The organism is Nonomuraea sp. NPDC049158, assembly GCF_040648335.1.
In the GTDB taxonomy this organism is placed as follows: domain Bacteria; phylum Actinomycetota; class Actinomycetes; order Streptosporangiales; family Streptosporangiaceae; genus Nonomuraea.
Genome location: NZ_JBEZDM010000005.1, coordinates 318,132 through 337,134 on the forward strand (window position 1 = coordinate 318,132; position 19,003 = coordinate 337,134).

The following is a 19,003-nucleotide window of genomic DNA, read 5'->3' on the forward strand; positions in this document are numbered from 1 at the left end:
TCTGTGTCGTACCTAACATAGGCAAGCCTTACCGAAGTGGGTTACCTTAGGTGTGCCTAACCTTTGGTGTCCCGTCGTCGTGAGAGGCTTTTCCCCGCATGTACGTCTGCGTCTGTCGTGCCGTGACCGAGAACGAGGTCCACGACTGCATTGCCGCGGGTGCGAGGAGCGCCAAGCAGATCCGCGACACCACGGGCGCCGGGGGCGACTGTGCGACTTGTGTCAGGAAGATATGTGCGATCCTGAAGCGGTCTGAGGAACTCACAACCGCATAGCACGAGGAGCCCGTTCATGCAGGGCGACATCCAGATCATCGAGCTGCTCAACGAGCAGCTCACCGCGGAGCTGACCGCGATCAACCAGTACTTCCTGCACGCCAAGATGCAGGAGAACTGGGGCTACACCAAGCTCGCCGAGCACACCCGAGCCGAATCCATCGATGAGATGCGCCACGCCGAGCGCCTCACCGATCGCATCCTTTTCCTTGAGGGGCTGCCCAACTACCAGCGCCTCGGCACCTTGCACATCGGACAGACGGTCGAGGAGCAGTTGCGGGCCGACCTGGAGGTGGAGCTGTCGGTCGTGGCCAGGCTGCGGCCGGGCATCCAGCTCATGCGGGAGAAGGGCGACGCGACCTCCGCGCGGATCTTCGAGGACATCCTCGCGGACGAGGAGCTGCACATCGACTACCTGGAGACCGAGCTGTCCCTGATCAGGGCGCTGGGCGAGCAGCTCTACCTCGCCCGTTACGCCGAGCCGCCCTCCTCGGATGACTGAGTCTCCATCGAGCCCATCTCTCTTAAGGCCCGTCTCACGCGCCCGCCGGTACCCCCGGCGGGCGCGCGCGTTTTCGCGACACGCCGGGCGGCACAGAAGGTTTTGCGATTCTGCAAGATCGGGAATCGCCTTTGTCTCCGGCAAGTGCGGCAATTTAAGCGGGACTAACCGACATTTATCTGTGTTTGCCCAGGTCAATGGATAGGTCAACGACGAGTCAAACCGCGCGCTGTGACCGGGAAACGATCGCCTAAGGTCCTACGATCGCTTTATGACCTGCGTACTTCTCGCCGAGGATGACACCTCGATTTCCGAGCCGCTCGCGCGTGCGCTGCGCCGCGAGGGCTATCAGGTTGAGGTGAGCCCCGACGGCCCGCAGGCCCTGGAAAGGGCCCTGTCGGGTGGCATCGACCTCATCGTTCTTGACCTCGGCCTGCCAGAGATGGACGGGCTGGAGGTCGCGCGCCGGATCCGCGCCGAAGGGCACGGCACCCCGGTCCTGATACTCACCGCCCGCGTCGACGAGGTCGACACCGTCGTCGGCCTCGACGCCGGCGCCGACGACTACGTCACCAAGCCGTTCCGGCTCGCCGAGCTGCTCGCCAGGGTGCGTGCGCTGCTGCGCCGGGGCACCTCGGAGACGCCGGTGGTGCAGGGCGTCCGCATCGACGCCGACTCCCGCCGGGCCTGGATGGGAGAGAAGGAGCTGCATCTTACGACCAAGGAATTCGACCTGCTGCGCGTGCTCGTCCGCGACGCGGGCAAGGTCGTCACCCGCGAGCAGATCATGCGGGAGGTGTGGGACACCAACTGGTGGGGCTCCACCAAGACCCTGGACATGCACATTTCCTGGCTGCGCCGCAAGCTGGGCGACGACGCGGCCAAGCCTCGCTACATCACCACCGTCCGAGGAGTCGGCTTCCGCTTCGAACGCGAGTAGGAGATGCGCCGACGCCTGCTCACATCCACCCTGCTCGTCGCGGTCATCGCGGTCCTGCTGCTGGGGGTCCCCCTGGGCATCGTGGTCAGCCGTCTGATCGTCGACGAGGCGGCCCAGGAGCTCAGGGCGGAGGCGACGCGCCTGGTGGGGGAGGTCGAGTACGCCCGCATCCAGGACACACCTCTCGATCCTCAGCAACTCAAACAGAAGTACCCCGACCGCTACATCCAGATCTACGAGCGCGCCACCCAGCCCAAGGCGACCATCGTCGGCACCCCACCGCCGCCCGGCCACGAGATGACCGCGGACGCCCAGTCCGAGAACGGGATCTATGTCCGGGTGAGCCGCGACCGGGACCAGGTCGAGCAGGATGTACGAGCACGCCTGCTCCTGATCGTGGCCCTGGCCGTCGCGGCTCTGGCGGTGGCGGTGGGCCTGGCCATCGTGCAGTCACGCCGCTTGACGCTGCCCTTGCAGGACCTGGCGAAGATCGCCGACCGGCTCGGGTCCGGGGACGCCCGGCCCAGCAAACATCGTTACGGCATACCCGAGCTCGACCGGGTGGCTCAGGTGCTCGACCGCAGCGCCACCCGCATCTCCGACCTGCTCACCAGAGAACGCGAGTTCGCCACCGACGCCTCCCACCAGCTCCGCACCCCCTTGACCGGCCTCACCATGCGCCTGGAGGAGATCGTCGCCGCCTGCGAGGAGCCGGAGGTGGTCCGTGAGGAGGGTGAGGCGGCCATCGTGCAGGCCGAGCGGCTCACCGCCGTGATCGACGAACTGCTGGCGGCCGCCCGCCGCCAGCGGCACGCCCAGGCCAAGCCCGTCGGCATCGACGAGGTCCTGGTCCAGCAGGTCACCGAGTGGGAGCCGGTCTTCCGCGGCGAGGGCCGCTCACTGCTGCTCGAAGGCTCGCGCGGGCTCAGGGCGCTGGCCACCACCGGCGGGTTCGGCCAGGTCATCGCCTCACTGCTGGAGAACTCCCTGCGCCACGGCGGCGGCACCGTCACCGTCACCACGACCAGCGGCGACAACTACGTGGTGACCGAGGTCTCCGACGAGGGCCCCGGCATCGCCGACGACATCGCCCCCAAGGTCTTCGAACGCAACGTCAGCGGGGCTGGGGGCACCGGCCTGGGGCTGACCCTGGCCCGCGCGCTGGCCGCCGCCGACGGGGGTCGTCTGGAGCTCGTACGGCGCCGTCCGGCGACGTTCGCCATCTTCCTGCGCCACGCCGAGGAGAACGACAGGACCCGCGTGGTCAGCGGTCCTGCTTGACCCCGGGCAGCTCCGTGGGGATGGGCTCGGTGGCCTCCAGGAAGACCCACTTCTTGTACGACCAGTAGCGGAACAGCGTGCCGAGGCCGACGCCGATGAAGTTGGCGATGTTGAGGCTGAGCAGGTCGTGCAGGTGCAGGGTGTACTTGGTGAACCCGATGGTCAGCAGCCCGAACAGCAGGGCGATGCCGTTGAGCAGGAAGAACAGGAAGTATTCGCGGCCCAGGCCGCTCTGCTCGCGATGCCGGAAGGTCCAGAAGCGGTTGCCCAGGTAGGCGAACGTCGCCGAGATGACCGTGGCCGCCACCTTGGAGGTCAGCGGACCCATGCCGAGCGCCAGGAACACGTTGTACAGGCCGGTGTCGACCACGAACGCGATGGCGCCAATGGTGCCGAACTTCGTCAGCTCGTGCAGGAGAGACGAGAACCGCTGGTAGAGCCCCTTGGCGAAGTTCACGTCTGCTACTCGGCCCTTCCCGGTCGTGGCGCAAATCAGGTCATGACCACTTCAGCGTACCGGCCGTCAGGCTGGCGGTGGGCCACAGCGGATGACATCCCACCCCTATCAACACGCTTACAAATATCGCCTTATGCCCGACAATTACGAATCGGGAGCGTTACGCTGCGGTGGCAGATCACCGGTACGTACCGGTGATGGGCTCAGACGGACCGCCGTCGCAGACGGCCACGACCCTCGGGGTTCACCTGTGCCGCTTCGACTGCTCGTCCTGCTCGTCGGCCTGACCGTCATGGCGACCGGTTGCGGCACCACAGGCGTCGCCACGGTGGCGCCCCCCGAGGATCCGACCTCCGCTCCGGCGGCCGCCCACAGCGTCGACACGGCGACGGCCGAACAGGCGTTCCAGCTGCTCGGCCAGCTCGACCAGGCATGGAAGCGGCGGGACTGCGCCGCCGTCGCCGAGCTGACCACGTGGGTGGAGAGGACGCTGGGCGGTCGTGCCTGTGAGGCGACCCGGAACGGCCGCCCGGCTCTCTACAGCGATCCCAGCTTCTTCCTGCCCGGCGAGGGCGACTGGTTCGCCGCCCTGGCCAGCAAGCCGTCGCCGGCGTACTTCGTGTTCCTGCGCGAGGGCGGACGCTGGCGGCTCGGCGCGGGACCCATCCCCGCGCGCGGGGCGGCGCCGGAGACGCCGACCACCATCACCCCCGACGCGGGACTGATCAGCCAGGCCCGGGTGGTGGCGCAGCGTCACCTCACCTACCTCACCGACCCGGCCGGGGTGGCGGGCGTGCGCTTCCCGGCAGGGGATCCGGTACGCGCCCTGCGGGACGAGCTGGCGGCGCTGCCCGGCCGGGTCCGGCCGGACCGGCTCGACATCGACGTCGAGCTGCCCGAACAGCCCTCGATGGCCATCCCCCTGTCGGCCGACACCATGCTCGTCTTCGACGCGCTGCGCGTCGTCTACCGGCAGCGCCCGAAGGCGGGCGCGTCAGCCCTGGCCCACCCGCTGAAGAAGGACACCGAGATCATCGTGCTGGCCGGCGTCATCAAGGCGGCCCAGGGCCTGACCACGGTCGGCGTGCGGCGCGGTCCCGCCTGAGCAGGTTGGGTAAGCTCAGCTGGCGTGAGTGCAAACAGTCCTATCGGGCCGGTTGTCGGCATGGTCGGCGCCGGCCAGCTGGCCAGGATGACGCAGCAGTCCGCCATCGCGCTGGGCGTCGAGTTGCGGGTGCTGGCCAACACCTCTGACGAGAGCGCCGCCAGGGTCATCGTCGACACGCGGCTCGGCGACTACCGCGAGCTGGCCGACCTGCGCGAGTTCGCCACGGGCTGTCACGCGATCACGTTCGACCATGAGCACGTGCCGACCGAGCACATCAGGGCGCTGGCCGCCGAGGGCTACGCGGTGCGGCCAGGGGCCGACGCGCTGGTGCACGCCCAGGACAAGGCCGTGATGCGCGAGCGGCTGACCTCGTTCGGCGCGCCCTGCCCGGCCTGGGCGCGCGTGTCGGGCGGCGCTTCGACGTCCGCCGCCGAGGGCGTCGAGGATGTCTCGGCCTTCGCCGCCGACCACGGGTGGCCGGTCGTGCTGAAGGCGATCAGGGGCGGTTACGACGGCCGCGGGGTGTGGGTCTGCCGGACTCCCGACGAGGTCGAGGAGGCCCTGAGCGGTGGTGTGCCGCTGATGGTAGAGGCGTTCGTACCGTTCGAGCGGGAGCTGGCCGTACTCGTCGCCCGCTCGCCCCACGGGCAGGGCGTCAGCTACCCGGTCGTGGAGACCGTGCAGCAGGACGGGATCTGCGTCGAGGTGCTCGCGCCCGCCCCCGGCCTGGACCCGGAGGAGGCCGCCGAAGCCCAGCGGATCGCGCTGCAGATCGCGCACGAGCTGGGCGTGACCGGGCTGCTGGCCGTGGAGATGTTCCAGACGGCCGACGGGCTGCTGGTCAACGAGCTGGCCATGCGGCCGCACAACAGCGGCCACTGGACGATCGACGGCTCCCGTACGTCGCAGTTCGAGCAGCACCTGCGGGCCGTGCTCGACCTGCCGCTCGGCTCGCCGTCGATGAGCGCGCCCGTCGTCGTCATGGCCAACCTGCTCGGTGGCGACGACCCTGACCTGTTCAAGCGGTACGAGCACGTGATGGCTCACGATCCCGGCATCAAGCTGCACTTTTACGGCAAAGAGGTCCGGCCTGGCCGCAAGATCGGTCATGTGACCGCTGTCGGCGACGATCTCGAGACCGTACGCGCTCGTGCCAGGCATGCCGCCGTCTATCTGACCACTGGGGAGTACACGTGAGATCTCTGTGGGCATGGGGGGCATCGCGATGATCGGCATTGTGATGGGCAGTGACTCCGACTGGCCGGTGATGAAGGCCGCGGCTGAGGCGGTGGCGGAGTTCGGCGTGCCGTTCGAGGCCGACGTGGTTTCCGCGCATCGGATGCCGACGGAGATGATCGAGTATGGCCGTCAGGCCGCGGCGCGGGGCGTCAAGGTCATCATCGCCGGGGCGGGGGGCGCCGCCCACCTGCCGGGGATGCTGGCCTCGGTGACGCCGCTGCCGGTGATCGGGGTGCCGGTGCCGCTGAAGTACCTGGACGGGATGGATTCGCTGCTGTCGATCGTCCAGATGCCGGCCGGGGTGCCGGTGGCGACCGTGGCCGTGGGTGGGGCGCGTAACGCGGGGCTGCTGGCCGTACGCATCTTGGGGGTGTCGGACCCTGAGCTGCGGGGACGCATGGAGAAGTTCCAGGGCGAGCTGAAGGAACAGGCCCACGCCAAGGGCGAACGTCTTCGTGCGGAAGCGGCTCGGCTGAGCGGTTAGCACCCGCCGGCCGTTGGGCGGCTGCCTTTCGGCCGGCGAGCTCTTGGTGCTTTATGGGGCTTTGCGGGGTTTTGCTGGGCTTTGCGGTGCTTTAGGGGCGGCCCAGGGCGCGGTAGTGCCAGCCGGCCGAGCGCCAGGTTTCGGTGTTCAGGGCGTTGCGGCCGTCGACGATGCGGCGGGCCGCGACCACCTGGCCGAGCTCCTCCGGGTCCAGCTCGACGAATTCCGGCCACTCCGTGAGCAGCAGGACCACATGTGCCCCTCGGACGGCCTCCAGGGCTGATTCGCCGTAGTGCAGCTCGGGATGTGCCTTTCGGGCGTTGTCCAGCGCGATCGGGTCGTACACGGTCACCTGGCCGCCCTGCTGGCCGATCGTGACGGCCACGTCGAGCGCGGGGGAGTCGCGGATGTCGTCGGAGTTCGGCTTGAAGGCCGCGCCGAGCACGCCGACCGTACAGCCGTGGAAGGAACCGCCCGCCAGCTCGCGCGCCAGGTCCACCATGCGGGCGCGGCGGCGCATGTTGATCGCGTCGACCTCGCGCAGGAACGTCAGCGCCTGGTCCGCGCCCAGCTCGCCCGCGCGCGCCATGAACGCGCGGATGTCCTTGGGCAGGCAGCCGCCGCCGAACCCGAGCCCGGCGTTGAGGAACCGGCCGCCGATGCGGTCGTCGTACGACAGCGCCTCCGACAGCTGCGTGACGTCGGCGTGGGCGGCTTCGCAGACCTCGGCCATCGCGTTGATAAAGGAGATCTTGGTGGCGAGGAACGCGTTGGCGGCCGTCTTGACCAGCTCGGACGTCGCGAAGTCGGTGACCACCATCGGGATCTCCCCGAGCGGTTGGTAGACGTCGCGCAGCACCTTCTCCGCCCGCTCGGAACGCACGCCGATCACGATGCGGTCAGGCTTGAGCGTGTCCTCGACGGCATAGCCTTCGCGTAGGAACTCGGGGTTCCAGGCGAGCTCGACCTCGGCCCCGGCGGGGGCGAGCCGGGCCAGCTTGTCGGCGAGCCGCCCCGCGGTGCCCACCGGCACCGTCGACTTGCCGACCACCAGGCACTCGCGGTCGAGGTGGGGGGCCAGCGACTCGATGGCGTTGTCCATGTAGGAGACGTCGGCGGCGTACTCGCCGCGCTTCTGCGGCGTGCCCACACAGACGAAGTGCACGTCGCCGAAGGCCGCGGCCTCTTCGTAGGACGTGGTGAAGCGCAGGCGGCCGGAGTCGAGTCCACGACGGAGAACGGGTTCGAGCCCCGGTTCGTGGATCGGGAGCTCACCGCTGTTGAGCCGGCGAACCTTGTCGGCGTCTATATCAAGGCCCAGGACGTCGAATCCGAGATCCGCCATGCAGGACGCATGCGTGATGCCCAGGTATCCGGTCCCGATCACCGTGAGGCGATATGGCACGAGGAGCTCCTTTCGAGTGCCAGGCATGTTACCGGCCCGCGCTACCTCGTTCTGTGCCACCTGGGCATTTCCGCAAACTGTACCGCCTAGTAACAAGATGGTCGGACGTCCTAGTATTTCGCCATGGACTTCCCTTTGTACGCGCCCGCCGAAGAGCACGACATGCTCCGGGAGACGATTCGAGCCCTCGCCGACGAGAAGATCGCCCCGCGCGCCGCGGAGACGGACGAGACCGAGGAGTTCCCCTGGGACGTCTACAAGGCGCTCGTGGCGGCTGACCTGCACGCCGTTCACGTCCCGGAAGAATACGGGGGCGCCGGGGCGGACGCGCTGGCCACGGTGATCGTGATCGAGGAGGTGGCCCGCGCCTGCGCGTCGTCCTCACTCATCCCGGCGGTGAACAAACTCGGCACGGTACCCCTGCTGCTGTCGGCCTCGGCCGACCTCAAGGCCCGATACCTGGCGCCGGTGGCCCGTGGGGACGCGATGTTCTCGTACGCGCTCTCTGAGGGGGAGGCCGGCTCGGACGCCGCGGCCATGCGCACCCGGGCGGTCCTGGACGGCGACCACTATGTGCTCAACGGCACAAAAATGTGGATCACCAATGCCGGCGTCTCGGAGTACTACACGCTGATGGCGGTCACGGACCCGACGGCCGGCCCTCGCGGCATTTCCGCTTTTATCGTGGAAAAATCCGACGAAGGCGTCTCTTTCGGGCCAAAAGAGAAGAAGCTGGGGATCAAGGGCTCGCCCACCCGCCAGGTGATCCTGGAGAACGTCCGCATCCCCACCTCCCGCATGATCGGCGACCCAGGCACCGGCTTCAAGACCGCCCTGGCGACCCTCGACCACACCCGCATCACCATCGCCGCCCAGGCCCTGGGAATCGCTCAGGGAGCGCTGGACTACGCCATCGGGTACGTCAAGGAACGCAAGCAGTTCGGCCGGCCGATCGCGGACTTCCAGGGGCTGCAGTTCATGGTCGCGGACATGGCGATGAAACTGGAGGCGGCTCGGCAACTGACGTACCACGCGGCGGCCAAGTCCGAACTGGCCATGCACGGCCAGCCCCAGAAGGACCTCACGTTCCTGTCGAGCGCCGCGAAGTGCGCGGCCTCGGACGCGGCAATGGAGATCACCACTGATGCGGTGCAGTTGCTGGGCGGGTACGGGTACACGCGCGACTACCCGGTGGAACGAATGATGCGCGACGCCAAGATCACCCAAATCTACGAGGGCACCAACCAGATCCAGCGCATGGTGATGGCCCGGCAGCTCCTCAAATAGCCCTACAAGCATCGTCTTCGCCGGGGCTCAGGCCGTGACATTGGGGGGCGCGGCCCCCCAAACCCCCGGCTTTACAGGCGTGGTCCTCGTTGGGGGCGCTTCGCGCCTGGGGCTCGGGCTGTGACATTGGGGGGCGCGGCCCCCCAAACCCCCAGCAAAAACCGCTTCGCCGTATCTTCAGCCAGCCGAAACCCGGAGACTCCGATGCCGCCCGAGGACTGCGAGTTGGTCGGCAAGCTGCTCAACCTCATGGATGACGGTCGGAGGAAGCCCAGCGATGACATGTTCGGCGTCGGGGTTGTCCGCCCAGGTCCAGGCGTCACTCACCAACGGCCTCTTGGCACGCGGATGTCGTGATCTCCTGGATTTCGGCCACGGCTAAGTTCAGCTTGACTCTGTCGGTCGCGGTGGCGACTTCCGTCTCCAGCGCTCGCAGGCGGGCCGCTCGGTCGGGATAGCGCTGGATGGCTACGAACTCATCCCATTGCTGCAGGAAGTTCTGGAGAGGTGCCGCGGTGCTCTGCCGCGCCGCCTGCTCTGTCGCCTGGTCGAGGTGGTCGACGAACTGGCTGAGGTAGGCCGGGGCGATCTGGGCAACTGCTGCCCTGAGGGCGGCTGTGGTCAGTGGCGGGTTAGGGATCAGCGCCTTGCTGTCTTGATGCGGGGTGGACATCGTTGACCTCCGGGCTGTTGCGCCGTCTCGCTACGGATACAGCCGAACCTTTTTCGGCCTGTAGCCACAGGTCAAAAGCCATGATCTTGGAGGGCTGGCCGCCTCGTGTCGCTGGCGGATGGCTCCGAAACGCCGAATCGTCAGAATGACCTTCTGCTGGAGGACGAGGCCGTGCCGTCGTGGTGACGGACAGTGCCACGGGTGCCGCGTGTCGCCTATCTCGCTTCGCCGCTCATGATGCGCATTCATAGGTCTTGGGCGCGACGGTCGATCATGCGCTCGCTCTCCATGACGGAGGTGGGGTAGGTGGACCAGTCGCAGCGCCGTATGTAGGTGTGTCCGCCTGCGGCGCACAGTTCGTAGACGACTGGTGCGCAGTCGCAGGTGTAGGCGCGTACGCGGGTGATCGCGTTGCTCGGGTGCCACGGATACCAGTCCACGAGGGTGACGCCCGCTCGGGGAGCTGCTGGGTGGAGGCCGTGGGAGGTCTCGAGGTCGGTCACGCGCTCTCCGTATCTCTTGGTCTCTTGCCGTTGCTGTAAGGGGCCGTCACGCTGCCTGCGATGGCTCGTGTTGCATGGTCGGGGACAGCGTCGGTGAGTGGATGGTGCCGCTCCGTGTGCATCCCGCGACACCACCAGCTGCGGCGCACACGGCGGGCGGTTCCACCCGGAGTTTTCGACCGCCAGTCTCTGACGCCATGCCGTCAGAGTGCGACAGCCTGTAAGTGCCTGTCTACTTCATTAAGCTCCATGGAGCTACATGATCCGCTTGGGAGGGCCGTGAAGCTCCCTTCTAGCCTTGTAATGTGGCCAGATATGTCGAGCACACCCGTATGTGGGAGTTTGATGAGGATCGTTCCCGCTGGGAGCAGATCCTCGAAGTTCTTCAGGCGCGGATCGACTCAGGGGAGTGGGGGCCCAAGTTCAAGATCTCCGAGGTCAAGCTGATGGAGGAGTTCGGCGTCGCCCGCCCGACCATCCGCAAGGCCATGGAACGCCTCAGAGGTGCAGGAAGGGTCTACACCGTGCCCAACCTCGGCAGCTTCGTCACCTTCGAGCACTCGGACGAGTAATCGCCGGCCCATAATGGCGTGGTGGCGAGGCGCGAACCCGTCCATCGAGGGCTACGAGGGCGCCAACCAGATCCAGCGCATGGTGATCGCCCGGCAGTTGTTGAAGTAGGCGTTGACGTGCGGAGACCCGCTGCTTTTTGTGGGGCGGGCCGGGTCTGCTGGAGCGCTGGCTGATCTTCAATCTCGGCCTGCTCCGTGATCTTTACAAGGTAGCCGAGGGGTGCCAGCATCACGCGGCATGGATGTCGATGAGTTCTGGGACCTGATCGAGCGTTCCGGACGTGAGACCGACACGAGGAAAACGCGTGTCACGTGGTTGGAAGACGAGCTCTCCCGCCGCCCGGTCGAAGAGATCATCGACTATGACAGCTGGTGGACGATCACACACAACCGTGGCTGCACCATCGATCTTTATGCAACGTACTGGTTCGTGTTCGGCATGGGTTCGCTCGACGGCTTCGAGTACTTCGTGAGCTGGCTCGTCAGCCTGGGACGTAAGACGTTCGACGCCATCACTGACTGCCCTGATCGGCTGATCGAGCAGCCCCAGGTGCTGCGCCTGTTGGAGCTGGAGAAGTCATATGCCAGCTCAACCAAGCGCCGGCGCCAAGATCCGGAGCAGATGAGGGAAGAGCGACCTGGGTTCGAGCAGTTGGCCCACGTGGCGTATCACGCCTACGAACAGGTGACCGGAAAGGATCCGGACGGGCTCAGCGAAGCCGTGAGTGCACGCGGCGTTTCAAGCGGTTTCCCGTTGATTCCGGCGCTCGGCAGCATTCCCCACGGAGAGCAGTGGGACTTCGACGACGAGCAGGAATTGGCTCGCAGGCTTCCGCGGATAGCCCGCTACCTGGACCAGTAACGATCCCGCAGCCGCAGGTGTAGGCGCGTACACCTGCGGTTCCACTGCATAGCGGGGGCGTCGATGAGTGGGTGGTGCCGCTCGGTCTGCACCCCGCGACACCACCAGCCGGGGTGCAGACCGAGCGGCACCACCCGCAGGAGTTCTCGACCACCACTCACCGACGCCATACCATCAGCGCCGGCCCCGGAGCCTGCCATAGCTAGCTATGCCTGTCCTATGCATCAGGTCCAGGGATACCTAAGGTCGTCCTGTGATCGAATGGGACCCGCGGCTCTGCAAGTGGGAGCAGATAGCCAACGTTGTGGCGGAGCGCATCGAGGACGGGACCTACCCGACCCTGACGCTCATCTCCGAGGTGAAGCTGCAAGAGGAGTTCGACGTTGCCCGCGTCACTGTCCGCAAGGCGATGGAGGTCCTCAGGGGATGAGGGCTCATCACCACCAAGCCGGGCAAGGGGTCCATCGTGGACCCGCATTAGCCATACCGCTTCTGGGAAGAGGTGGCGTCCGGAATCTGACGTCAAAGGGACGGGCGCGGTTTCGGCTTCATGGTGAAGTCCGGCGATGGCACTAACATTCCGCGGCTGGTGCCGCTTGCAACACGTCTCTAGGTGCGGCGCTCAACCGCGAGACGCGGGTAACTCGTGCGCGGAGTGGAGCGGCAGAGGCGGAGGACCGTCTGGTCTTTCCGGCTCGCGTGGCGCGGCTTGACGAGCCTGTTTCGGGCGCACGGAGACGCACCCACCTGGTCGCGGTACTGGTGGCCCAGGCTGTCACGGGTGGAACCGCTCCGGGCGGAAGTCCGCGAGCATCTCGTCTCTCTTCCCGCTGAGGATCTCCGAAGCAAGCAGCCGGCCGATTACCGGCCCGAGCGTGATGCCGCTGTGGGAAACGGCCTCGTAGTAGCCGGGCACAGACGGCACCGCTCCCACCGAGGGGAATCCGTCGGCTGGGATGGGCCGGTTGGATACCCGTGTCTGTACGATGCGGGAGTCGCCGAGTTCGGGAACGACGTGCCGTGCCGATTCGTGGAGCAGTCGTCCGAGTTCCGCTGGATCTTCGACTGTGTCGATGAGTGCGTCGATCTCGCGGCTGTGGAGGACCATCGAAGCGTCTCCGTCAGGACGGATCTCGATGTGAGGCGCGTGCATGGCCCGGCGGACCGGGACTTGAGCACAGCTGATTCGGGTGACGGCGCCGGGTTCCCGGCGCATCGGCAAGTGCCGTGCGATGAGGCCGGCGACGTGGGAGGCGTGGGGGCCTGCCGCGTTCACGATGATGTTGACGTCGAGACGGCTCCCATCGGAGAGAGCGACTGTCCGGATGCTCCCGTCGGCATCGGTGCCGATGTCACGGACCGTGGTGCCGAACCGGTGCTCGGCGCCGACTGCGACGGCCTGGCCGACCAGGCGGCCGACGAGATGACGTCCGTGCACCCAGGCTTCGTCGGGGTAGTACAGGACCGGAGCCTCGTCGGGCATTGTGAGAGCAGGTTCGAGGCGACGGCGCACCTCGGCTCCCGTGCACACCTCAACCTCGTAGTCCCAGTCGGCCAGCAGTTCGGCTGTTTTCAGGAGTTTCGCCTCTGCTGCGGGATCGTCTGTCCAGCGCAGGTGGCCGCTGGGATGCCACCACGAGTCTGGCCCGATGGTGCTGGCAAGCTCACGGTAGGCTGCCATGCCCGCGACGTTCAGATTGAAATAGGACTTGCGCGCGGTCTTGTTGCTGGCATTGACCCACGAGAAGGACCAGTTGGTGACGCCTTCGCCCGGCTGGCCCGCGTCGATGAAGATCACCTCGGCACCGTGCCGGGACAGGTTCCAGCCCACGCTGGCTCCGAGGATGCCCACTCCGATGACAGCAACACGTTCAGGCCGCTTCACGGATCCGATCCCCACGAACGCCCCTTCCCAGATCACCGGCGAACTTCCGTTTCTAGCATGCAAGCGTGTTGAACGGTGAGCACTAGGAACGGGACAGGCAAATGCTCCGGAAGCGGGCGGGCGCGGAGCCGACTTTCCTAGTGATGTCAGGCGATGGCGCTGACATTACCGGGGCGGTCGTTTTCCCGGGTGGCGGGAGCTGGCGGGGCGAGTCGAGGAGCGAGCGGTGCAGGTCTCGCGGTGGTGCCGCGCAGCTTAGGCCGTTCCAGCTCGACCGGCCCGGCGGTGGTCTTCACCGTGACGGGACGGTAGCCGTTGCGTTGCCCCGGACTGGGCATCTGGACACACTACGGCCCGCAGCTAGCGGTCACGGCCGAGGAACACGGTGGCCTCTGCCTCCAACGCCGACTGCATGATCAACTGAGCGTCGAGTCGGGTCGTCTCTTCCAGGATTTCCGGCAGCGGACGCTCCTCGGCGAACAGCCTGACTCACGTCAGGGCTCGGTTCGCCTGGGGACGCCGAAGGCGATGCCGCCTTTCCGGATCGGCTTCGTCATCGGCGAGTGCGGACTGTGCGGAATCGCGGCCTTCGAATTTGCGCGGCACCAACCCGACCAGCGCCTCGAACGCTGCTCTGCGACCCTCGGCAAGTCCTTCGGCTGTCTTGGTCGCCAAGGCGACCGCGATCATGGCTGACATTTGCGGTCTGTCATCATAACTCCCGCCTTGGGTACTTGTGATGTAATTCCGCTTGCATGCAATGAGAATCCCAGGTAGCTATAGATGTAGACCTGCGATGAGATCATTTGCCTGTCGCACATCGATTACGCTACCCTCGCTAAGGGTGATAGCGGTCACTATCTCTCAGGGGAAATGTCATGACCGAAAAATGGGAAGCGGATCCAAGCGCATCTTTCCTTCGGCGCATAGGAAAGTCATCCCATGAACTCGGGCAGACGTCCGGCAATTCGAGCTGCCCAGATATCTGGGAACTCGACAATGGTGACGTCGCGGTCATCGGGTCGGACCTTACGGCCTCGTATGAAGGTCGCCTCCCGCATGGGGTGAGCGTCGACCCCGGCGAGCGGCTGGTTATCATCCCACGGAAGACGATCCTGGCGGCGAAAGCGGACATCCCCGATGCCTAATCTGCTCGACGGTGCCGTCGGCGAGCGAATGGAACTGGACGCCTACTACGCTGACTTTGAGCAGAACTTCTGGGCGATCGCCGACCTAGGCTTTTGGAAACTGGAGCGGCAACAATGCTTCAAAGAGCCCGGGTATGACAGTTGGGAAGCGTTCGCAAAAGGCGACTGGGAAGAATCACTGCGTATTCTCGAAGCCGGACGCGCCGATATGGCCGACTATCACCGCCGCATCGAGGAACACGGTTTCGTTGCCCGCCGAGTCCGCGTCGTCGAAGAACCGATCACCCCGTACCTGCAATGGGAGCTGTTTGCGCTGAGGGTCCGCGATCAATGCGGCGGCAGCGTGCGAATTGTAGCTCCGGACCAGGTCGCGGAGTTCGAGAAAGACGCCCCGATCCCAGAGATATACACCCTTGGTGACGCCGTGATGTACGAGGCTGTCTACGACAACGATGGAGTGCTGGAGTCGGTACGCCGATTCGTCGACCGCGACCTCATCGTGCGCTGCCAGCGGTTTATCCAAGACCTGTACGAGGTGGGTCAGCCCTTGGAGTCGTTCTTCGTCAGCCACGTCGCGACGCTTCCAGCACCCCGTCAACCGTAGCTGTCGCAGAGTTTGACCAGGGATACGTGATGCCAGGTAAGGAGTTCGACGGTCAGGATGATGTGGCACGCCACGTCAACCGGCTGGAGGCGTCCGGCTCGGGCGATATCGTCCAGGCCCGGGACGTACATGGCGGGGTGCACTTCCACCAGACTGCGCCCGCCTTCGCGGTGACGCCCTTGCAGCTTCCCGGGGATGTGCGAGGGTTCGTCAATCGACATGCCGATCTGGAAAACCTCAGCAGGGTCATAGCCGAAAACCAGGAGGACCCGCTCGCTCCAGCCGTCACTGTCATCACCGGCACCGCCGGAGTGGGCAAGACATCCTTGGCGCTGCATTGGGCGCACAGCGTCCGCGCCCACTTTCCCGATGGCCAGTTGTACGTGAACCTGCGCGGCTACGACCCTGGCCAGCCCGCGACACCTGAACAGGTCCTCGACCGATTCCTCCGTGACCTGGGCGTTCCCGCGACATCGATACCGGTTCATCTGGAGGACCGAGCTTCGCTGTACCGGTCACTGCTGGCCACCCGCAGGATGCTGGTGATCCTGGACAACGCCGCGACCGCCAGTCAGGTTCGGCCGTTGCTGCCAGGCGCAGCCACGTGCTTGGTCGTGGTGACCAGCCGAAGCCGGCTGTCTGGCCTGGTCGCCCGCGATGGTGCCTTCCGCCTCAGCCTGGACATTCTGCCGGAAGAGGACGCCGTTGCTTTACTGACAACCCTGGTGGCTCGGTACCGAAAGCTCGACCAACGCCACGAGTTGGTCGAGCTGGCCAGGCTTTGCGCCCGACTCCCGCTCGCGCTACGTATCGCCGCCGAACGTGCGGCGAGCCGGCCGATGATGCGGCTCGTCGAACTGATCGCCGATCTGCGAGACGAGTCAGCCCTGTGGGACGCTCTCACCGCCGAGGGCGACGACGATGCCGATGCGGTCCGAACCGTGTTCGCCTGGTCCTACCGGGCGCTGCCGGAATCGGCGGCCCGGCTGTTTCGTCTCCTTGGCCTGCATCCAGGGAGCCAGTTCGGGCTACCGGCAGCCGCAGCACTTGGCGGAATCAGCACTCTGCACGCCCGTCAGCAACTCGATGTCCTAGTCGGTGCGCACCTGTTGGAACAGCCGGCGCCGGGGCGGTACGAGTTCCACGATTTGCTGCGCGCCTATGCCGTCGACCAGGTCCGCCATCTCGAATCCCCTGAGACTCGCGCCGAGTCATCGCAACGAGTTCTCGGCTGGTACCTGCATACCGCCGACGCCGCGCAGACGCGCATTGCTCCATTTGACCGCTACAAGCTGACCGAGCCGGTCCCGGCCGACGTGATACCGCTCGCTTTCGACAACTACGACACCGCACTGCGGTGGTATCAGATCGAAAGGGCGAATCTCGTCGCGGCGACCCAGGCCGCCGCCGAGGCGAACTCGCACGCGACCGCGTGGCAGCTCGCTGCCGTCCTCCGCGCCATCTACATGCACCAGAACGCCTTCGACGACTGGCTCACCACCAGCAGCATCGGAGTCGACTCCGCTGAGCGGGACGGTGATCGCAGTGGCCAGGCTGAAGCGCTGGAAAGCCTTGGTCGGGCGTACTTCCAATCTCGTCGGCTCGAGGAAGCGGAGACCAACCATTTGGCGGCGCTGGCCATCCGCCGAAGCATAGGCGACCGGTTCGGTGAAGCGGTGTCTCTTAACACGCTTGGCTTGATCGGGTTGCGCCGCCGACAACTGGACGATGCCCGATCGTTCTTTGAGCAGGCTGGTGAGATCTTCTCCAGCCTTGGCGAACGCCGCTGGGAAGCCCTGATGCGGAGCAACCTCGCCGAGGCTCTTTGCGAGATACAACAACCACAGGCAGCGATCGACATCCTGGGCGAGGTGCTTGCCGTGTTCCGTGATCTCGCGGACCGAGCCAGCGAGGGCAACGCGCTGTACCACCTGAGCTGGGCGCAGCGGGAACTCGGCGACATCGCAAGCGCCCGCGATTCCATCGATCAGGCGCTCCTCATCGCGGAAGACGAGGACAACCAGATGTGGCAGGCTCACTGGTTGGTTGAGTTGGGGAATGTGCACCGCGCCGCCGGGCAGCCCGAGGAAGCGTTGGTGGCCTATCAGCGGGCCGCCTCAATTCAGCGGCGACTCGGCGACCGCAGCCGGGAAGCCTTTGCGCTCGACGGGGCTGGGCAGGCCTATCAGCAAATGGGTCGTTTTGACGAGGCCGCCGACTTCCATCGCACGGCTGCCAGCACTCACCAGCACTTGGACGACCGGTGGAACCTGGCACAGACGTCGCACCGCCTTGCAGGTGCTTTGGACCATATCGGTTCTGCGGAGGAGGCACAGACGCTGCGGGGACGAGCTCTCGACCTGCTCGCCAGCTTCGCCGATCCCCGAGCGGCCGCGCTGCGTCAGCGCCTTAGCCAGGCATAGCGGGCGTCGAATCCACAATCCAGATCGGGGCGTCCGCGCACTCGACTCGCAAACCCTCCGCCGGTTCCAAACGTGTGCGGAACACCCTCAAATCTCGGTCGCCTACCTGGGCTACCGGTGCGTGATCACGACCCATGAACGCGTACATCCGCACTTGGTTGTGCACTTCTCGTGCTGACCGAGACCAGTCCACTACCGAGAACTCCGGCTCGATGAATCCGGCGGTGGATCTGCCGGCCTCATTCTGTGGCACTCCGGGAACACGCCGTACCACCTGATCCATGGCGCTGGTGAGCAGGTCGGTGAGCACGGGATGGATCCGAGGCCACAGCGACTGGGGGGTGACATCCTCGTCGAGCGGGATACCGCCGCGCTGGGCCAGGATCGGACCGCTGTCGAATCGCTCGTCCATTCGATGGATCGTCAGCCCGATCTCAGGATCGCCATTGCGAATGGCCCACAGCACTGGCGCCGGACCCCGGTACTTGGGCAACAGCGAGGTGTGAATATTGATCACGCCCAGCCGAGGCGTTTTAAGAACGGTAGCGGGAAGTTTCCAGTTGAAGCCATAGACCACCAGCAGGTCCAGGTTGTATCCGGCCAGTTCGTACGCCAGTCCCTCCGGATTACCTGGTAGCAGGAAATCCATCCCGGGCGGCAACGCAGTAACGATCTGACCGATCGCCGCAGCGGTATGGGCATCCGTGCTGCTGTTCGGCTTCATAGAACGGCAGTACACGTAGGCAGCGGGAATGTGGCCGGCATCGACGCATGTCGCGTGCAGGACAGCGAACTCTTCAACACCAAACGTTGCAAGCGCAACGCGCATTGGGTTCGACACGTTCGCGATGGTACCGGACGGCGTCGTCTGTTCCCCTGCGGCATCGTCGACCCGCAGCCCGCTCCACGATCACCGCGTATTGATCCGGCGGTCATAGAGCACAGCTGCTAGGCGCGTTCGCATGCTGGGCATACCGGTACCGCCGTGATTGTCGACCGCAAGGTCATCCGAAGCGGGCGAGGTCCTCCACATATATGAGGATCCGCTCCGCGATGAATCACACGGTCACAGCCGCCGAGAAGGCCAGAGCCTGGGCCATGAGCAGCCTGCCGACGATCCCCGCTCTGGAGAACGAGCAGTGATAAGCGAAGAGCAGGGCGGCGATGGGAGGCAGGACGAGTGCCCGCCTCCAGGAGGCTGACGTGCCACCCCTTGGCACAGGTGTTACCACCGCACACCCCGGCCCAGGCGATCTCGACGAGACCGAGGAACGCGATCACCAACATGCCGACCGCACCTACGCTGACCACGATGATCAGCACGACGCGCTGCTGCGACGTGATCAGCAGTTGGT

Annotated in this window: 21 protein-coding genes; 14 read left to right on the forward strand and 7 right to left on the reverse strand. The window is 65.9% G+C overall.

Going from position 1 to position 19,003, the window contains the following annotated elements; all coding sequences use genetic code 11:
- Positions 1–98: 98 nt before the first annotated feature.
- From AB0B61_RS14305 to AB0B61_RS14320, 4 genes are all read left to right on the forward strand, one after another.
- Positions 99–275 (forward strand): (2Fe-2S)-binding protein, encoded by a 177-nt coding sequence (locus AB0B61_RS14305; protein WP_214633455.1) that lies wholly within the window; start codon positions 99–101, stop codon positions 273–275.
- Between the two features lie 16 nt (positions 276–291).
- Positions 292–777 (forward strand): bacterioferritin, encoded by a 486-nt coding sequence (gene bfr / locus AB0B61_RS14310; protein WP_358431745.1) that lies wholly within the window; start codon positions 292–294, stop codon positions 775–777.
- Positions 778–1,048: 271 nt separating this feature from the next.
- Positions 1,049–1,717 carry a response regulator transcription factor gene (locus AB0B61_RS14315; RefSeq protein ID WP_043620820.1) on the forward strand — a complete coding sequence of 223 codons (669 nt, stop codon included), beginning with the start codon at positions 1,049–1,051 and terminating at the stop codon, positions 1,715–1,717.
- 3 nt (positions 1,718–1,720) lie between these two features.
- Positions 1,721–2,998 (forward strand): ATP-binding protein, encoded by a 1,278-nt coding sequence (locus AB0B61_RS14320; protein WP_358431747.1) that lies wholly within the window; start codon positions 1,721–1,723, stop codon positions 2,996–2,998.
- On the opposite strand, the gene AB0B61_RS14325 is transcribed toward AB0B61_RS14320, so the two are convergent.
- A complete protein-coding gene (locus AB0B61_RS14325; RefSeq protein ID WP_358431749.1) occupies positions 2,982–3,455 on the reverse strand; it encodes a GtrA family protein in 474 nt (157 codons plus the stop codon). The two genes, AB0B61_RS14320 and AB0B61_RS14325, sit on opposite strands and share 17 nt — an antisense overlap.
- A 250-nt stretch (positions 3,456–3,705) precedes the next feature.
- Between AB0B61_RS14325 and AB0B61_RS14330 the strand changes: the two genes are divergently transcribed.
- The 3 genes from AB0B61_RS14330 to purE are packed head-to-tail and all read left to right on the forward strand — an operon-like array spanning position 3,706 to position 6,286.
- The gene (locus tag AB0B61_RS14330) at positions 3,706–4,560 is read left to right on the forward strand and encodes a hypothetical protein (RefSeq protein WP_358431750.1); all 855 of its coding nucleotides are present in this window, start codon (positions 3,706–3,708) and stop codon (positions 4,558–4,560) included.
- Positions 4,561–4,584: 24 nt separating this feature from the next.
- Positions 4,585–5,760 carry a 5-(carboxyamino)imidazole ribonucleotide synthase gene (locus AB0B61_RS14335; protein ID WP_358431751.1) on the forward strand — a complete coding sequence of 392 codons (1,176 nt, stop codon included), beginning with the start codon at positions 4,585–4,587 and terminating at the stop codon, positions 5,758–5,760.
- Between the two features lie 28 nt (positions 5,761–5,788).
- Positions 5,789–6,286, forward strand: coding sequence for a 5-(carboxyamino)imidazole ribonucleotide mutase (gene purE / locus AB0B61_RS14340; protein WP_358431752.1), 498 nt, complete (start codon positions 5,789–5,791; stop codon positions 6,284–6,286).
- 91 nt (positions 6,287–6,377) lie between these two features.
- On the opposite strand, the gene AB0B61_RS14345 is transcribed toward purE, so the two are convergent.
- Positions 6,378–7,691 carry a UDP-glucose/GDP-mannose dehydrogenase family protein gene (locus AB0B61_RS14345; protein ID WP_358431753.1) on the reverse strand — a complete coding sequence of 438 codons (1,314 nt, stop codon included), beginning with the start codon at positions 7,689–7,691 and terminating at the stop codon, positions 6,378–6,380.
- Positions 7,692–7,814: 123 nt separating this feature from the next.
- Here AB0B61_RS14345 and AB0B61_RS14350 point away from each other — a divergent pair, with 123 nt between their 5' ends.
- Positions 7,815–8,978: an acyl-CoA dehydrogenase family protein gene (locus AB0B61_RS14350; protein WP_358431754.1), complete on the forward strand. Its 1,164-nt coding sequence runs from the start codon at positions 7,815–7,817 to the stop codon at positions 8,976–8,978.
- A gap of 319 nt (positions 8,979–9,297) precedes the next feature.
- Here the strand turns inward: AB0B61_RS14350 and AB0B61_RS14355 are convergent, their stop codons facing one another.
- Entirely contained in the window at positions 9,298–9,651 is a 354-nt protein-coding gene (locus AB0B61_RS14355) for a hypothetical protein (protein ID WP_358431755.1), read from the reverse strand.
- 245 nt (positions 9,652–9,896) lie between these two features.
- A complete protein-coding gene (locus tag AB0B61_RS14360) occupies positions 9,897–10,154 on the reverse strand; it encodes a hypothetical protein (protein ID WP_358431756.1) in 258 nt (85 codons plus the stop codon).
- A gap of 305 nt (positions 10,155–10,459) precedes the next feature.
- Between AB0B61_RS14360 and AB0B61_RS14365 the strand changes: the two genes are divergently transcribed.
- The 3 genes from AB0B61_RS14365 (at position 10,460) to AB0B61_RS14375 (ending at position 12,018) form a co-directional block, all read left to right on the forward strand.
- On the forward strand, positions 10,460–10,726 hold the full coding sequence (locus tag AB0B61_RS14365; RefSeq protein WP_358431757.1) for a winged helix-turn-helix domain-containing protein: 267 nt from the start codon (positions 10,460–10,462) through the stop codon (positions 10,724–10,726).
- A 238-nt stretch (positions 10,727–10,964) separates the two neighbouring features.
- Positions 10,965–11,588: a DUF4240 domain-containing protein gene (locus tag AB0B61_RS14370; RefSeq protein WP_358431759.1), complete on the forward strand. Its 624-nt coding sequence runs from the start codon at positions 10,965–10,967 to the stop codon at positions 11,586–11,588.
- A gap of 253 nt (positions 11,589–11,841) precedes the next feature.
- Positions 11,842–12,018, forward strand: coding sequence for a GntR family transcriptional regulator (locus AB0B61_RS14375; protein ID WP_358431761.1), 177 nt, complete (start codon positions 11,842–11,844; stop codon positions 12,016–12,018).
- A gap of 345 nt (positions 12,019–12,363) precedes the next feature.
- Here AB0B61_RS14375 and AB0B61_RS14380 read toward each other — a convergent pair whose 3' ends face one another.
- Together AB0B61_RS14380 and AB0B61_RS14385 are read right to left on the reverse strand one after the other, a co-directional pair.
- Positions 12,364–13,488, reverse strand: a complete 1,125-nt coding sequence (locus AB0B61_RS14380; RefSeq protein WP_358431762.1) for an FAD-dependent oxidoreductase — start codon at positions 13,486–13,488, stop codon at positions 12,364–12,366.
- 474 nt (positions 13,489–13,962) lie between these two features.
- Positions 13,963–14,163 carry a hypothetical protein gene (locus AB0B61_RS14385; protein ID WP_358431764.1) on the reverse strand — a complete coding sequence of 67 codons (201 nt, stop codon included), beginning with the start codon at positions 14,161–14,163 and terminating at the stop codon, positions 13,963–13,965.
- 188 nt (positions 14,164–14,351) lie between these two features.
- Between AB0B61_RS14385 and AB0B61_RS14390 the strand changes: the two genes are divergently transcribed.
- Genes AB0B61_RS14390 through AB0B61_RS14400 form a run of 3 tightly spaced genes read left to right on the forward strand, consistent with a single transcriptional unit; the run spans position 14,352 to position 17,648 of the window.
- A complete protein-coding gene (locus AB0B61_RS14390; protein WP_358431765.1) occupies positions 14,352–14,621 on the forward strand; it encodes a hypothetical protein in 270 nt (89 codons plus the stop codon).
- Positions 14,614–15,225, forward strand: a complete 612-nt coding sequence (locus AB0B61_RS14395) for a DUF6879 family protein (protein ID WP_358431766.1) — start codon at positions 14,614–14,616, stop codon at positions 15,223–15,225. Before AB0B61_RS14390 ends, AB0B61_RS14395 begins: the two co-directional genes overlap by 8 nt.
- 29 nt (positions 15,226–15,254) lie before the next feature.
- A complete protein-coding gene (locus AB0B61_RS14400; RefSeq protein ID WP_358431767.1) occupies positions 15,255–17,648 on the forward strand; it encodes a tetratricopeptide repeat protein in 2,394 nt (797 codons plus the stop codon).
- On the opposite strand, the gene AB0B61_RS14405 is transcribed toward AB0B61_RS14400, so the two are convergent.
- Positions 17,635–18,489: a formyltransferase family protein gene (locus AB0B61_RS14405; RefSeq protein WP_358431768.1), complete on the reverse strand. Its 855-nt coding sequence runs from the start codon at positions 18,487–18,489 to the stop codon at positions 17,635–17,637. The genes AB0B61_RS14400 and AB0B61_RS14405 overlap by 14 nt on opposite strands.
- Between the last annotated feature and the right edge of the window lie 514 nt (positions 18,490–19,003).

Excerpts from the sequence above, each read along its gene's own strand:
- AB0B61_RS14305 (WP_214633455.1), top strand. The coding sequence starts at position 99 with ATGTACGTCTGCGTCTGTCGTGCCGTGACCGAGAACGAGGTCCACGAC.
- bfr (WP_358431745.1), top strand. The coding sequence starts at position 292 with ATGCAGGGCGACATCCAGATCATCGAGCTGCTCAACGAGCAGCTCACC.
- AB0B61_RS14315 (WP_043620820.1), top strand. The coding sequence starts at position 1,049 with ATGACCTGCGTACTTCTCGCCGAGGATGACACCTCGATTTCCGAGCCG.
- AB0B61_RS14320 (WP_358431747.1), top strand. The coding sequence starts at position 1,721 with ATGCGCCGACGCCTGCTCACATCCACCCTGCTCGTCGCGGTCATCGCG.
- purE (WP_358431752.1), top strand. The coding sequence starts at position 5,789 with ATGATCGGCATTGTGATGGGCAGTGACTCCGACTGGCCGGTGATGAAG.
- AB0B61_RS14350 (WP_358431754.1), top strand. The coding sequence starts at position 7,815 with ATGGACTTCCCTTTGTACGCGCCCGCCGAAGAGCACGACATGCTCCGG.
- AB0B61_RS14355 (WP_358431755.1), bottom strand. The coding sequence starts at position 9,651 with ATGTCCACCCCGCATCAAGACAGCAAGGCGCTGATCCCTAACCCGCCA.
- AB0B61_RS14370 (WP_358431759.1), top strand. The coding sequence starts at position 10,965 with ATGGATGTCGATGAGTTCTGGGACCTGATCGAGCGTTCCGGACGTGAG.
- AB0B61_RS14385 (WP_358431764.1), bottom strand. The coding sequence starts at position 14,163 with ATGATCGCGGTCGCCTTGGCGACCAAGACAGCCGAAGGACTTGCCGAG.
- AB0B61_RS14390 (WP_358431765.1), top strand. The coding sequence starts at position 14,352 with ATGACCGAAAAATGGGAAGCGGATCCAAGCGCATCTTTCCTTCGGCGC.
- AB0B61_RS14395 (WP_358431766.1), top strand. The coding sequence starts at position 14,614 with ATGCCTAATCTGCTCGACGGTGCCGTCGGCGAGCGAATGGAACTGGAC.
- AB0B61_RS14400 (WP_358431767.1), top strand. The coding sequence starts at position 15,255 with ATGCCAGGTAAGGAGTTCGACGGTCAGGATGATGTGGCACGCCACGTC.